The sequence below is a fragment of the Streptomyces anatolicus genome (assembly GCF_019400875.1).
Lineage (GTDB): Bacteria > Actinomycetota > Actinomycetes > Streptomycetales > Streptomycetaceae > Streptomyces > Streptomyces anatolicus.
Map to the genome: position 1 here is coordinate 1 of NZ_WMBF01000158.1, position 13,615 is coordinate 13,615.

Here is a 13,615-nt window from a genome sequence, read left to right on the forward strand (position 1 = left end):
GCCCCCACCCGCTCTTCGCGGGGCTGGTGAAGGCGGCCGTCGAGCGCAAGACGAACGCGAAGCCGGGCAAGTAGCACCAGGGAGATACGGTTGCCGGGGTGCGTGTCCCGCTGGGACGCGTACCCCGGTTTTCGTTTGAACGTGTGGGAGGAACGGGCGACATGACGATCAAGGACACCGCCGAGGAGTGGCAGGTCACCGCCACCCAGACCCCGTTCGTCGGGAACAAGACATCGGTGCGCACCGACGACGTGGTCATGCCCGACGGATCCGTCGTCCACCGCGACTACCAGGTCCACCCCGGCTCGGTGGCCGTCCTCGCGCTCGACGGCGAGGGCCGCGTCCTGGTCATCCGCCAGTACCGCCACCCGGTCCGCCACAAGCTCTGGGAGATCCCCGCGGGGCTGCTCGATGTCCCCGGCGAGAACCCCCTGCACGCCGCCCAACGCGAGCTGTACGAGGAGGCGCACGTCAAGGCGGGCGACTGGCGCGTCCTCACCGACGTCTACACCAGCCCCGGCGGCTGCGACGAGGCCGTGCGCGTCTTCCTCGCCCGCGATCTCGCCGAGGCCGAGGGGGAGCGCTTCGAGGTCTTCGAGGAGGAGGCCGACATGGAGCTGACCCGCGTACCGCTCGACGAACTCATCCGCGGGGTGCTCGCCGGGGAGCTGCACAACAACTGCCTCGTGGTGGGCGCGCTCTCGCTCTACGCGGCCCTGAACGGCGACGGCCTCGACGCGCTGCGCCCGGCCGAGGCGGCCTGGCCCGCGCGCCCCTTCGAGGCGTAGACCGCGGGGGCCGTTTCCCGGAGGCCCGCGGGCGGCTTCCCGGAGATCGCGAGGCGGCTTCCCGTTCAGCCGTACCAGTATGACGATCTGCTGATCCGATCGGGCGACTTGTGCGCGCCGCATGTCCCAACGCCCCGCAGGGCCTGAACTAGGCTCTCCAAGCGTCCCGCCAGAAGTCCCGGCGGGTTCGTGCGCAGGCGGACGGGAGCGTGGCCCGTGACGGATCAGGCGGTCGACACGGACGGTACGGCGGCGGACGGCGCGGTGCCGCCACCGGCCGCTGCCGCTGGGGAGCCGACAAGTGATCAGTTCGTCGGCCGGCTCAGAGAGTTGAAGGAACTCCGCGCGGACATCGACCGGGCCGGACTCGACACCCTCTCCGGCCGCAAGGCGCCCCGCGCCCGCGTCCTGCTCATCGCGGGCCGCCCCGGCTCCGGCCGCACCGCACTCGCCGAGGAACTGGTCCGCCGGCTCGCGGGCGACTACCCCGACGCGGTGCTGCGCGCCCGCCTCACCGACCCCGACGGCGAACGGGTGCCGACCGAGCGCACCGCCCGCGAACTCCTCGACGCCCTGGCCGTCCCCGCCCCGCCCGGGGCCTGCGCCGACGACCTGTGCGCACTGCTCAGGGACGCGCTGAAAGAGCGCAGGGCCCTGCTGCTCCTCGACGACGCGGCCGACGCCGAACAGGTCGACGCGCTGCTCCCCGACACCCCCGGCTGCCTGGTCCTCGCCGTCTCCGAGGGCCCGCTCACCGGCATCCCCGACGTCCGGCCGTGCACCCTCGGCGGCCTCGACAAGGCGGCCGCGGTGGAACTGCTCTCCCGCGCCGCCGGGCCCGTGCGCATCACGGTCGACCCGCGCTCGGCGGAGTCCCTGGTCGAGGCGTGCGCCGCCCATCCGCAGGCCCTCGTGCTCGCCGGGGGCTGGCTCTCCGTGCGCCCCAAGGCGGCCGTCGCCGATCTGGCCAAGCGGCTGCACGACCTGCCCGACGAGGGCCCGCCCCTCGCCCGCGTCTTCCGGCACACCTACGCCTCGCTCTCCGGGCCCTCCGCGCGCGTCCTTCGCCTGCTCTCCCTCGCCCCGGCGGGCCACGTCGACCCGCACACCGCCTCCGCGCTCGCGGGCTGCTCGGTCTCCGGGGCCAAGGCCGCGCTGGAGGACTTCGCCGCCCTCGGACTCGTCCGGCGCGTGGCCTCACCCCTGCCGCAGTACGAGGTGCCGGGCTGCCTGGTGCCGCTCCTGCGCTCCCTCACCGAGAGCCAGGACCGGCCCGCCGAGCTGCAGCTGGCCCGCGCCCGGATGCTGGAGCGGACCGTGCGCCTGCTGCAGTCCTGCCGCGCGGTCACCGAGCCGGACGCCTCCGCCGCCCGCAAGAAGATCGCGGGACTGCCGCGCGCCCAGCGATTCGAAGGCCCTGGCGCCGCCGCCGAGTGGCTCGCCGCCCGCCGGCCCGCGCTGCTCGCCGCGGCCCGGCTCGCGGTGGCCGACGGCGAGCTCGACACCCTCGCCCGGCGCCTGATGGCGGCCCTGACCCGGGCCCTTGTCGCGCACCACGGCACTCAGGCGGCCGCCCCGGACCTCTACGGCATCCACCGGCTCGTCCTGGACGTGGCCGAGCGCCGGGACCTGCCGCGCGAGCAGGCCGCCGCGCTGCTCAACCTCGCGGACCTGGACGCGCAGACGGGACGCACGCGCGAGGCGCTGGCACGCTACCGGGCGGCGCTCGACGCGGGGCGCGCGGCGAACGATCCGTACGCCACCGGCCGCGCGATGGAATCCGTAGGCGGCGCCTACCAGGAACTGGGGGACTGGTCCCGGGCCTCCGACTGGTTCGGCAGGGCCCTGGCCCAGCGCCTGGCCCGCGGCGAGCGCGCAGACGCCGCCCGCCTCTACGGCCGTATCGGAGCCGTGCACACCTACGCGGGACGCTACGGCGAGGCGCTGCGCAACTGGAGCTCGGCCGTCACCGGGCACCGCAAGAGCGGCGATGTGGCCGCCCAGGCAAGGGCGTTGAGCGAGATGGCCCGCGTGCAGGAGTACGCGGGCCGGCCCGAGGAATCGCTGCGCACCTGTCAGGAAGCCGTCGAGTGGGCGCGACACGCCAACGACGTACGTCTCCAGGCGGCGTTGCAGCTCCGCCTCGCGGACACCCTGGAGCGGCTCGGCGACCCGGTCGCCGCCCGGCTGCACAGGAGCGCGGCCGAGCGCATGCTGGGAGAGGAGTACCCGGAGGCCGTGAGGCTTGAATCGAACGGTGGAGCACCGCCTTCCGCCTACGAAATCCGTAGTGCATCCGCAGAGGATTGAAGTATTGAAAGGCTAGACAGCGAGAAATCCTTCATTAGACTGGCTCCGCCGCGTACATTCGTGGTGCCTCCCGTTGCGCCCTCGTGTGCACCGGTCTGTGCTGCATTGCCCGAGAAATCCCCTGAGCCAAGGACCGTGATCGACGATGAAGGTCGGCATCCCCCGCGAGGTCAAGAACAACGAGTTCCGGGTGGCCATCACCCCCGCCGGTGTGCACGAGCTGGTGCGCCACGGCCACCAGGTCGTCATCGAGCGGAACGCCGGGGTCGGCTCCTCGATCACGGACGCCGAGTACGTCTCGGCCGGTGCCCGGATCCTGGACACCGCCGACGAGGTCTGGGCCACCGCGGACCTGCTCCTGAAGGTCAAGGAGCCCATCGCGGAGGAGTACCACCACCTCCGCAAGGACCAGACCCTCTTCACCTACCTCCACCTGGCCGCGTCCAAGGAGTGCACGGACGCGCTCCTGGAGTCGGGCACGACCGCCATCGCGTACGAGACCGTGGAGACCGCGGGCCGCGCCCTCCCGCTGCTCGCCCCGATGTCCGAGGTCGCGGGCCGGCTGGCCCCGCAGGTCGGCGCCTACCACCTGATGGCCGCCAACGGCGGCCGCGGCGTCCTGCCGGGCGGCGTCCCGGGCGTGGCCGCGGGCAAGGCCGTCGTCATCGGCGGCGGCGTCTCCGGCTGGAACGCCGCGCAGATCGCCATCGGCATGGGCTTCCACGTGACCCTGCTCGACCGGGACATCAACAAGCTCAAGGAAGCCGACAAGATCTTCGGCACGAAGATCCAGACGGTCATCTCCAACGCCTTCGAGCTGGAGAAGGCCTGCCTGGACGCCGACCTCGTCATCGGTGCCGTCCTCATCCCGGGCGCCAAGGCCCCGAAGCTCGTCACCAACGAGCTGGTCTCGCGCATGAAGCCGGGAAGTGTCCTTGTCGACATCGCGATCGACCAGGGCGGCTGCTTCGAGGACTCGCGCCCGACCACGCACGCCGAGCCGACCTTCCCGGTCCACAACTCGGTCTTCTACTGCGTCGCCAACATGCCCGGCGCCGTGCCCAACACCTCCACCTACGCCCTGACCAACGCGACGATGCCCTACATCGTCTCGCTGGCGAACAACGGCTGGGTCGAGGCGCTGCGCCGTGACCCCGCGCTCGCCCTGGGTCTCAACACCCATGACGGCAAGGTCGTTTACAAGGAGGTCGCCGAGGCCCACGGTCTCGAACACCTCGAGCTGGAGTCGCTCCTCGGCTGACCCAGGTGACCGACTCCGGTCGGTCTCGGACACTTTCGTCAACGAAAGTCGTCAATCTCACGCCCGCGGCCGGACCTTGAGAGGGGTCCGGCCGTATGCGTATCCGTGTGGACACGCTCAACTCGCCTTGAACGTAACCCTTTAACCGATTCGCCCACCCCGGAAACGTGCCGTTGGCAAGCCGCATGCCCTTGACATCGAGGTGTTCCTTTGCCGACACATCGGGTCCGGTCCGGCGGATTGTGTTGCTGCGGAGCGGTGACACGCCATAGAGTCGCCAACCGTCGGCATGGTGCCACGCTGACCTATCGAGAAATTTCCTGGTCACCAAGGAGGTAAGACGACTTGTGAATGAGTCGACATTTGCTCCCGGGGGTGGTCAACCAGGAATGCCTGTGCGGGACCAAGGACCCGTCGGGCTCGAGGCTGTCGGCTCCGTCGCTGTCCGCACCTTCGAAGCCCGGCAGAGCCCCCAGCCGAGACAGTCAGCACCCCAGAGCATGGATGGCCATCACGTGAACGCCATGGCCGGCGACCGGAGTGGCGATAACACCCACACCCACCTCGCCGACTACGAGGAACTGCCCCAGGGGCACTTCTACGACCCAGACGCCGAGTACGAACCCGATCCGGAGTACGCGGCCACGCTCGCGCCCGACGCCGCCCGTCAGCGCCGCGAGCGCATCGGCCCCACCGGCCGCCCGCTGCCGTACTTCCCGATCCCGGGCCCGCTGACCGACCACGGTCCGGCCAAGATCATCGCGATGTGCAACCAGAAGGGCGGCGTCGGCAAGACGACGTCGACCATCAACCTGGGCGCCGCCCTCGCGGAGTACGGGCGACGGGTCCTGCTCGTCGACTTCGACCCGCAGGGCGCCCTCTCGGTGGGCCTCGGGGTGAACCCGATGGAGCTGGACCTGACGGTCTACAACCTCCTGATGGAGCGCGGCATGTCCGCGGACGAGGTGCTCCTGAAGACGGCGGTCCCGAACATGGACCTGCTGCCCAGCAACATCGACTTGTCGGCCGCAGAGGTGCAGCTGGTGAGCGAGGTCGCGCGCGAGTCCACGCTCCAGCGGGCGCTCAAGCCGCTGATGCAGGACTACGACTACATCGTGATCGACTGTCAGCCCTCGCTCGGCCTGCTCACCGTGAACGCCCTGACGGCGGCTCACAAGGTGATCGTGCCGCTGGAGTGCGAGTTCTTCGCGCTGCGCGGTGTGGCCCTGCTGACGGAGACCATCGAGAAGGTCCAGGAGCGGCTCAACCCCGAGCTGGAGCTGGACGGCATCCTCGCGACCATGTACGACTCCCGCACGGTGCACAGCCGTGAGGTGCTCGCGCGCGTGGTCGAGGCCTTCGACGACCACGTCTACCACACGGTCATCGGGCGCACGGTCCGCTTCCCGGAGACCACGGTCGCCGGTGAGCCGATCACCACGTACGCCTCCAACTCGGTCGGCGCGGCCGCCTACCGCCAGCTCGCCAGGGAGGTGCTCGCCCGGTGTCACGCCGAGTGAGTCTGCCCGGGGCCGACGAGCTGTTCCGCACGACCGGGGGGATGGCCCTCCAGTCGTCCTCCCCGCGGCGCCCGGCGAACGGCGAGGCGAGGGTGCCCGCCCCGGCGGGCGAGAGCGACGAGACGGCCGCGGCGGCCGAGGACGCGGCGGCGCGGGGCGAGGGCGGCGAGGGTGCCGAACACGCCGCCACGGACGCGGAGTCGGGCGCCGAGTCGCGCAGCCGTTCCACGGGCGACGCCGATAAGGGCTCCGGACGCCGTGCGCAGACTGAGCAGGAAGGTTCTGCCGCCCAGGGCGGCGGCAAGTCCGCCGGTGCACCGGCGGCATCCGGGTCCTCCACCGCGCAGGCCCGGCGGCGGGCGCGGGCGGCCAACCGGCGGCCGAGCGGGCGTGAGCGGCACGACGAGAAGATCACCGTGTACGTCTCCGCCGAGGAGCTGATGGACCTCGAACACGCGCGCCTGGTGCTCCGCGGTGAGCACGGGCTCGCGGTCGACCGCGGGCGGATCGTGCGCGAGGCGGTCGCCGTCGTCCTCGCCGATCTGGAGTCGCGCGGGGACGCGAGCATTCTCGTACGACGGTTGCGCGGGCGCTAAGGGGTAGCCTTCCCGCCTGATGGCCACGAACGACGACCCCGCACCGCCCGCCCGCAGACGCGCCCTGGGGCGGGGGCCGGGGGCGGCGGCTCCCGCGGAGCAGCCCGCGGCTGGGCCCGAGCCCGCCGCTGAGCCCGATCCTGCGCCTGCGCCTGAGCCTGCCCCTGAGCCTGAGCCCGCGGCCGAGCCCGAGTCCGCGGCCGAGCCCGACGACGGGCGGTTCAAGGTCCGGCTCGCGAACTTCGAAGGGCCCTTCGATCTGCTGCTCCAGCTGATCGCCAAGCACAAGCTGGACGTCACCGAGGTCGCGCTCTCCAAGGTGACCGACGAGTTCATGGCGCACATCCGGGCCATGGGGGCCGACTGGGACCTCGACCAGACGACCGAGTTCCTGGTGGTCGCCGCCACCCTGCTCGACCTCAAGGCCGCACGGCTGCTGCCCACCGCCGAGGTCGAGGACGAGGCCGACCTGGCGCTGCTCGAAGCGCGGGACCTGCTCTTCGCGCGTCTGTTGCAGTACCGCGCGTACAAGCAGATCGCGGACATCTTCAGCGGGCGGCTCGAGGAGGAGGCGCGGCGCTATCCGCGCACCGTGGGCCTTGAGCCGCACCACGCCGAGCTGCTGCCGGAAGTGGTCATCAGCATCGGCGCCGAAGGGTTCGCCAAGCTCGCCGTGAAGGCGATGCAGCCCCGCGCGAAGCCGCAGGTGTACGTCGATCACATTCACGCCCCGCTGGTGTCCGTGCGGGAGCAGGCCGCTCTCGTCGTCGCCCGGCTGCGGGAGCGGGGCGAGGCCAGCTTCCGGGTGCTCGTGGCGGACGCGGGGGACACCCTCACCGTCGTCGCCCGCTTCCTCGCCCTGCTGGAGCTGTACCGCGAGAAGGCCGTCGCCCTGGACCAGGAGGACGCCCTGGGGGAGCTGATGGTCCGCTGGACCGGCGGGGACGGCGCCGGGGAGCCGACCGTGACCGACGAGTTCGACCGGGCCCCCGAGCCGATGGAGGAGAAGGCGTGAGCGAGCACCCCACGGGATCCCTGGCGGGCGCCGTCGCAGACCTGGAGCTGCGGCCCGCGCTGGAGGCCGTCCTGATGGTCGTCGACGAGCCCGCCACCGAGGAACACCTGGCGAAGATCCTCCAGCGGCCCCGGCGCGAGGTCGCCGACGCGCTGCGCGCCCTCGCCGACGAGTACACCGTGCAGAGGCGGGGCTTCGAGCTGCGGCTCGTCGCGGGCGGCTGGCGGTTCTACACGCGTCCCGAGTACGCCGCGGCCGTGGAGGGCTTCGTGCTCGACGGGCAGCAGGCGCGGCTCACCCAGGCGGCTCTGGAGACCCTCGCGGTCGTCGCGTACCGCCAGCCGGTCAGCCGTTCGCGGGTCTCCGCGGTGCGCGGGGTGAACTGTGACGGTGTGATGCGCACCCTTCTCCAGAGGGGTCTGGTGGAGGAGGCGGGCGCGGAACCCGAAACAGGTGCGATCCTGTACAGGACGACGAACTACTTTCTGGAGCGGATGGGCCTGCGCGGCCTGGACGAGCTGCCGGAGCTCGCGCCCTTCCTCCCCGAGGCGGACGCGATCGAGGCCGAGAGCCAGGAGGGCGCTTTGTCGTTCGACCCGGACGCACCCGATGCGCCGGGGTACGAGTACACCCAGAGCACAGTCGACTAGACGGAACTTTTGATGCGAAGCAGCAACGGCAAGAACAGCAGCGGAAACAACGGCGGGAGCCGTGGTGGCAACAGCGGCGGCCGTGGCAGCAGCGGTGGCCGCGGCAATTACCGGGGTGCCGGTAACAGCCGCGACGACAGGCAGGGCGGCGGCAGGCAGGGCGGCGGCAGGCCGGGCGACAGGCGCGATGACAGGCGGGACGACAAGCGCGACGACAAGCCCAGCAGGCCGAGCAAGCCGCGCCCCGAGGAGCGCCGCTATGACGTGGGCGGCTCCGACGCGGTCTTCGGGTCCGCGGCGCGCAAGGGCCGCGGCGCGGCCGCGCGCGGTGGCGCCAAGGGCGGCCCCCGTACCTCCCAGGGCACCGGAGCCCGCGGCAGCCGTCGCGGCGCCCCCGCGACCTCCCGCGAGTTCGACACCCGGCAGGAGGAGCGCAACCGCGAGCGTTACGCGGGCAAGCCCAAGGTGAACCTCCCCAAGACCTTCCCCGGCGCCGAGCAGGAGGGCGAGCGCCTGCAGAAGGTGCTGGCCCGCGCGGGCTACGGCTCGCGCCGCGCCTGCGAGGAGCTGGTCGACGAGGCCCGCGTCGAGGTCAACGGCGAGATCGTCGTCGAGCAGGGGCTGCGCGTCGACCCCGAGAAGGACGAGATCAAGGTCGACGGCCTGACGGTGGCCACGCAGTCGTACCAGTTCTTCGCGCTGAACAAGCCCGCCGGTGTCGTCTCCACCATGGAGGACACCGAGGGCCGCCAGTGCCTCGGTGACTACGTGACCAACCGCGAGACGCGCCTGTTCCACGTGGGGCGGCTCGACACCGAGACCGAGGGCGTCATCCTGCTCACCAACCACGGTGAGCTGGCGCACCGCCTCACCCACCCCAAGTACGGCGTGAAGAAGGTCTACCTCGCGCACATCGTGGGCCCGATCCCGCGTGACCTGGGCAAGCAGCTCAAGGACGGCATCCAGCTGGAGGACGGCTACGCCCGCGCGGACCACTTCCGCGTCGTCGAGCAGACCGGCAAGAACTACCTCGTCGAGGTTACCCTCCACGAGGGCCGCAAGCACATCGTGCGGCGCATGCTCGCCGAGGCCGGCTTCCCCGTCGACAAGCTGGTGCGGGTGGCCTTCGGGCCGATCACCCTGGGCGACCAGAAGTCCGGGTGGCTGCGGCGCCTTTCGAACACGGAGGTCGGCATGCTGATGAAGGAAGTCGACCTGTAGACCGACCCGCGGGAAATCCTTGCGTAGGCCACCCCCCTCTCTTTATAGTCATCGAGACCATAAAGAGAGGGGGGTGGTCGTGCATGCGGGGTTACGACAAGCACGCCTTCGAACCGTTCGCCGTCACCGTCGACCTCGCGGTGTTCACCATCCGCGAGGGCGCTCTGCACGTGCTGCTCGTCGAGCGCGGCCAGGAGCCGTACGCGGGCCGCTGGGCGCTGCCCGGCGGATTCGTGCTGCCGGACGAGTCCGCCGAGAGCGCGGCCCAGCGCGAGCTGGCCGAGGAGACCGGGCTGGCGGACGTCAGCGGCCTCCATCTGGAGCAGGTGCGCACCTACAGCGAACCGGACCGCGATCCGCGCATGCGGGTCGTCTCCGTGGCCTTCGCGGCGCTCGTCGCCGACCCACCGGACGTGCGCGGGGGAGGCGACGCGGCCCGCGCGGCCTGGCTGCCCTACAGCCCGGCGGCGTACCGGCCGCTCGCCTTCGACCACGACCGGATCCTCGCCGACGCCCACGACCGGGTCGGCGCCAAGCTGGAGTACACCGGGCTCGCCACCGCCTTCTGCGCCCCCGAGTTCACCCTCGGCGAGCTGCGCCAGGTCTACGAGGCGGTCTGGGGCGCCGAACTCGACCCCGCCAACTTCCGGCGCAAGGTCGTCAACACCGCCGGGCTCGTCGAGGCGGTCCCCGGCGCGGCGCGGCTGACCGGCGGGCGCGGCAAGCCCGCGGCGCTCTTCCGGGCGGGCACCGCGACCGCCCTCCACCCGCCCCTGCTGCGCCCCACCTCGGAAGGACCGTCCTCATGAAGCGCGCCGCCACGGGATCCCTCATCGGCCTCGCCCTCGGGGACGCGCTGGGTTTCCCCACCGAGTTCAACGACGTGCCGTCGATCCTCGCCAAGTGCGGGCCCTGGCGGGAGATGGAGCTGCCGGACCCCGCCTTCATCACGGACGACACACAGATGACGCTGGCCCTGAGCCGGGCCCTCAAGACCGCCGCCGAGCGCGGCCTGTGCGGCCCGGAGCGGTTCGCGCACCTCGCGCGGCGGGAGTTCGTCGCGTGGAACGAGTCGCCGGACAACAACCGCGCCCCGGGTACCACCTGCATCCGGGCCTGCGAACTGCTCGCCGACGAGGAGCGGGACTGGCGGGACGCAAGTCAGCCGCACTCCAAGGGCTGCGGTGCCAACATGCGGGTCGCCCCGCTCGGACTGCTGCCCGGCATGGACGACGACGTGCGCGCGGGCGCCGCCCAGCTCCAGTCCGCCCTCACCCACGGCCACCCCACCGCGCTCGCCGCGAGCGACCTCACGGCGTACGCGGTGCGGCTGCTGGCCCGGGGCGCGGAACCGATGGGCCTGGTCGGCCTCCTGCGCTCGTACGCCCTGGACAACCGCACCCACTACCGCGAGGCGTGGCTCGGCGACCTGTGGACCCGCTCCCGGGCCTCGTCGCCGGAGCGGTTCATCGCCCACGGCTGGGACGAGTGCCTGGCCGTCCTGGAGCGCCTGGAGGCCGCGCTGCGGCAAGCCAACCCGGAGACCGACCCCTGCCTGGCCACCGGCGCGGGCTGGATCGCCGAGGAGGCGCTCGCCACCGGCCTGCTCTGCTTCCTGATGTTCGTCGACGAGCCCGTCACGGCCCTGCGCCGGGCCGCCTGCACCTCGGGCGACTCCGACTCGATCGCCTGCCTGACCGGGGCCTTCGCGGGCGCCCACCTCGGCGCCGACGCGTGGCCCGCCGACTGGGCCGGGCGCGTCGAGCACCGGGACGAGCTGCTGGGGTTCGGGGCGCTCTGGGACGCCTGAACCGACCGGCTCAGGCCGCCAGGGCCGAGGCCCGCCGTACCCGGAAGAGGAAGTCCGTGATCCGCTCCCGGTCCGGTTCGGCGGGCAGGGGGCTGTCGGGGGCCGCCACCCGAGCCTCGGCCGCGAGCCGGTCCATCCACGCCTCCACCTCCGGCCACGGCACCTCACCGCGCTTGACCGCGAGGAGCGGGTCCCTTTGGTCACCCACGTCGATCGTCAGCCTGCCGGTGCGCAGCAGGTCACGGCAGGACATGAGCAGGCGCAGCAGGTGCATGGCGTGCTTCCAGCGGGGTGCGCCATGGACGCGCAGGTCCGCCTCCAGCTTCTTGCGCTGGCCGAGCGCGTAGCCGGTGAAGGTCTCGTGGACCCGGCGGGAGAGGAACGCCTCGCGCAGCGCGAGCAGTTCCCGGCCGCTCTCCGTGACGTGCTCGACGTGCGGGGAGTGCAGGCACTCCAGGATGTTCGGATTGGCGCGCAGCGCGAGCGCGCAGAAGCGCTCCAGCTCCCAGCTGAACTGTTCGTCGGCGGGCCCGTCGAGGTGCGTGGGCGGCTTCTCGAAGCGCCAGTACAGCGCGGTGGGGGCGAGGAAGACACCCCTGCGGTCGGTGTCGCTGCCCTCCGTGGCCAGACCGAAGGCGCGCGAGCCCATCACGCAGGCGTAGATCGTGTGGTCGCGTACGAGGTCACCCGGGGGAAACGGGGAGGACGCGCGGTCGCGTACGAGGTCGTCGGCGGGCATGCCGGGAGCGTACGGGGCAGGCCGGGCCCCGCGCGTTCGAATATCCGGGACAGGCCTGGCCCGGTCCGTCTCGGCAGACGGGCGCCGCGCGCTCCCGCGACGGGCGCTGACTACCCTTGCCGTACAACAGTCATACGTACGCGAGCGAGGAGCAGCACTGTGGCGGTACGAGCGGTCCGGGGCGCCGTCCAACTGGAGCGGGACGAGGCCGGGCACATGCGCGAGCAGGTAAGCGCGCTGCTCACCGCCATCCTGGAGCGCAACGCGCTGACCGGGGACGACCTGATCAGCATCTGGTTCACGGCCACCCCCGACCTGCACTCCGACTTCCCCGCGGCCGCCGCCCGCGGGCTCGGCATCGGCCTCGCCGACGTACCGCTGATCTGCGCGCAGGAACTGGACATCGAGGGCGCCATGCCCCGCGTCGTCCGCGTCCTCGCGCACATCGACACCGACCGCCGCCGCTCCGAGATCGCGCACGTCTACCTCGGTGCCGCCGCCGCACTCCGCAAGGACATCGCCCAGTGAGAACCGCCCTCGTCATCGGCACCGGCCTGATCGGCACCTCCGCCGCACTCGCCCTCGCCTCCCGCGGCGTCACCGTCCATCTCGCCGACCACGACCCGGCGCAGGCCCGCACCGCCGCCGCGCTCGGCGCCGGTACCGACGAATCCCCTGAGGGACTTGTCGACCTGTGCGTCGTCGCCGTACCGCCCGCGCACGTCGCCGCCACCCTGGCCGACACCATGCGGCGCGGCGCCGCCCGCGCCTACCTCGACGTGGCGAGCGTCAAGGGCGGCCCGCGCCGTGAGCTCGAGGCGCTGGGCCTCGACCTCGCCCCGTACATCGGTACGCACCCCATGTCCGGGCGCGAGCGCAGCGGCCCGCTCGCCGCCACCGCCGACCTCTTCGAGGGACGGCCCTGGGTGCTCACCCCGACCCGCGACACCGACACCGAGGTGCTCAACCTCGCCCTGGAGCTCGTCGCGCTCTGCCGTGCCGTGCCCGTCGTCATGGACGCCGACGCCCACGACCGCGCGGTCGCCCTCGTCTCCCACATGCCGCACCTGGTCTCCAGCATGGTCGCGGCCCGCCTGGAGAACGCCGAGGAAACCGCCGTACGCCTGTGCGGCCAGGGCATCCGCGACGTCACGCGGATCGCCGCCTCCGACCCCCGGATGTGGATCGACATCCTCTCGGCCAACCCCGGCCCGGTCGCCGACCTGCTGGCCCAGGTCGCCGGCGACCTGGAGGAGACCGTGACCGCGCTGCGCGCCCTCCAGTCCGCCGACGAGGAGAAGCGGTCCGAGGGCGCGGCGGGCGTCGAGAGCATGCTGCGGCGCGGCAACGCGGGCCGGACCCGGGTGCCCGGCAAGCACGGCACGGCCCCGGCCGCGTACGAGATCGTCGCGGTGCTCATCGACGACAAGGCCGGCCAGCTCGCCCGCATCTTCGCCGACGCGGACCGCGCGGGCGTCAACATCGAGGACGTCCGCATCGAACACGCGACCGGTCAGCAGGCGGGCCTCGTGCAGCTCATGGTGGAGCCGAAGGCCGCGGCCGTGCTCAGCGCGGCGCTGCGGGAACGCGGCTGGTCGATCCGGCAGTAGACGTTCCGGTCCGGCGGCAGGGGGATCGCCTCGGAGCGGCCTCGGCGGGGGCCGCCGAAGGGGCTGTAAGGGCAGCGGGCGCGAGCCAGTAACCT

At 72.3% G+C, this 13,615-nt stretch carries 13 protein-coding genes; 12 read left to right on the forward strand and 1 reads right to left on the reverse strand.

The window, feature by feature from the left end; genetic code table 11:
- Positions 1 to 161 precede the first annotated feature (161 nt).
- From GKQ77_RS16235 to GKQ77_RS16280, 10 genes are all read left to right on the forward strand, one after another.
- Complete coding sequence (locus GKQ77_RS16235; protein ID WP_219689485.1) at positions 162 to 788, forward strand: NUDIX domain-containing protein; 627 nt, start codon at positions 162 to 164, stop codon at positions 786 to 788.
- Between the two features lie 216 nt (positions 789 to 1,004).
- Positions 1,005 to 3,098 carry a tetratricopeptide repeat protein gene (locus GKQ77_RS16240; protein ID WP_219689486.1) on the forward strand — a complete coding sequence of 698 codons (2,094 nt, stop codon included), beginning with the start codon at positions 1,005 to 1,007 and terminating at the stop codon, positions 3,096 to 3,098.
- Positions 3,099 to 3,243: 145 nt separating this feature from the next.
- Positions 3,244 to 4,359 carry an alanine dehydrogenase gene (gene ald / locus GKQ77_RS16245; protein ID WP_219689487.1) on the forward strand — a complete coding sequence of 372 codons (1,116 nt, stop codon included), beginning with the start codon at positions 3,244 to 3,246 and terminating at the stop codon, positions 4,357 to 4,359.
- A gap of 389 nt (positions 4,360 to 4,748) precedes the next feature.
- Positions 4,749 to 5,879 carry a ParA family protein gene (locus GKQ77_RS16250; protein WP_125511864.1) on the forward strand — a complete coding sequence of 377 codons (1,131 nt, stop codon included), beginning with the start codon at positions 4,749 to 4,751 and terminating at the stop codon, positions 5,877 to 5,879.
- Entirely contained in the window at positions 5,864 to 6,475 is a 612-nt protein-coding gene (locus GKQ77_RS16255; RefSeq protein WP_308117684.1) for a hypothetical protein, read from the forward strand. Before GKQ77_RS16250 ends, GKQ77_RS16255 begins: the two co-directional genes overlap by 16 nt.
- 19 nt (positions 6,476 to 6,494) lie before the next feature.
- Complete coding sequence (locus tag GKQ77_RS16260) at positions 6,495 to 7,490, forward strand: segregation and condensation protein A (protein ID WP_219689488.1); 996 nt, start codon at positions 6,495 to 6,497, stop codon at positions 7,488 to 7,490.
- Positions 7,487 to 8,140, forward strand: a complete 654-nt coding sequence (gene scpB / locus GKQ77_RS16265) for an SMC-Scp complex subunit ScpB (RefSeq protein ID WP_219689489.1) — start codon at positions 7,487 to 7,489, stop codon at positions 8,138 to 8,140. The genes GKQ77_RS16260 and scpB overlap by 4 nt, the downstream gene beginning before the upstream one ends.
- A gap of 12 nt (positions 8,141 to 8,152) precedes the next feature.
- Complete coding sequence (locus GKQ77_RS16270; RefSeq protein WP_219689490.1) at positions 8,153 to 9,361, forward strand: pseudouridine synthase; 1,209 nt, start codon at positions 8,153 to 8,155, stop codon at positions 9,359 to 9,361.
- An 83-nt stretch (positions 9,362 to 9,444) separates the two neighbouring features.
- Positions 9,445 to 10,170, forward strand: coding sequence for an NUDIX hydrolase (locus tag GKQ77_RS16275; protein WP_219689491.1), 726 nt, complete (start codon positions 9,445 to 9,447; stop codon positions 10,168 to 10,170).
- The gene (locus GKQ77_RS16280; RefSeq protein WP_219689492.1) at positions 10,167 to 11,171 is read left to right on the forward strand and encodes an ADP-ribosylglycohydrolase family protein; all 1,005 of its coding nucleotides are present in this window, start codon (positions 10,167 to 10,169) and stop codon (positions 11,169 to 11,171) included. Before GKQ77_RS16275 ends, GKQ77_RS16280 begins: the two co-directional genes overlap by 4 nt.
- Before the next feature lie 10 nt (positions 11,172 to 11,181).
- Here the strand turns inward: GKQ77_RS16280 and GKQ77_RS16285 are convergent, their stop codons facing one another.
- Positions 11,182 to 11,910, reverse strand: coding sequence for a nucleotidyltransferase domain-containing protein (locus tag GKQ77_RS16285; RefSeq protein WP_219689493.1), 729 nt, complete (start codon positions 11,908 to 11,910; stop codon positions 11,182 to 11,184).
- Between the two features lie 159 nt (positions 11,911 to 12,069).
- Here GKQ77_RS16285 and aroH point away from each other — a divergent pair, with 159 nt between their 5' ends.
- Together aroH and GKQ77_RS16295 are read left to right on the forward strand one after the other, a co-directional pair.
- A complete protein-coding gene (gene aroH, locus GKQ77_RS16290) occupies positions 12,070 to 12,438 on the forward strand; it encodes a chorismate mutase (protein ID WP_219689494.1) in 369 nt (122 codons plus the stop codon).
- Entirely contained in the window at positions 12,435 to 13,520 is a 1,086-nt protein-coding gene (locus GKQ77_RS16295) for a prephenate dehydrogenase (RefSeq protein ID WP_219689495.1), read from the forward strand. Before aroH ends, GKQ77_RS16295 begins: the two co-directional genes overlap by 4 nt.
- Positions 13,521 to 13,615 lie beyond the last annotated feature (95 nt).

Bases quoted from the DNA above. Each gene is read 5' to 3' on its own strand.
- GKQ77_RS16235 (WP_219689485.1), top strand. From the start codon at position 162: ATGACGATCAAGGACACCGCCGAGGAGTGGCAGGTCACCGCCACCCAG.
- ald (WP_219689487.1), top strand. From the start codon at position 3,244: ATGAAGGTCGGCATCCCCCGCGAGGTCAAGAACAACGAGTTCCGGGTG.
- GKQ77_RS16250 (WP_125511864.1), top strand. From the start codon at position 4,749: ATGCCTGTGCGGGACCAAGGACCCGTCGGGCTCGAGGCTGTCGGCTCC.
- GKQ77_RS16260 (WP_219689488.1), top strand. From the start codon at position 6,495: ATGGCCACGAACGACGACCCCGCACCGCCCGCCCGCAGACGCGCCCTG.
- GKQ77_RS16270 (WP_219689490.1), top strand. From the start codon at position 8,153: ATGCGAAGCAGCAACGGCAAGAACAGCAGCGGAAACAACGGCGGGAGC.
- GKQ77_RS16275 (WP_219689491.1), top strand. From the start codon at position 9,445: ATGCGGGGTTACGACAAGCACGCCTTCGAACCGTTCGCCGTCACCGTC.
- GKQ77_RS16280 (WP_219689492.1), top strand. From the start codon at position 10,167: ATGAAGCGCGCCGCCACGGGATCCCTCATCGGCCTCGCCCTCGGGGAC.
- GKQ77_RS16285 (WP_219689493.1), bottom strand. From the start codon at position 11,910: ATGCCCGCCGACGACCTCGTACGCGACCGCGCGTCCTCCCCGTTTCCC.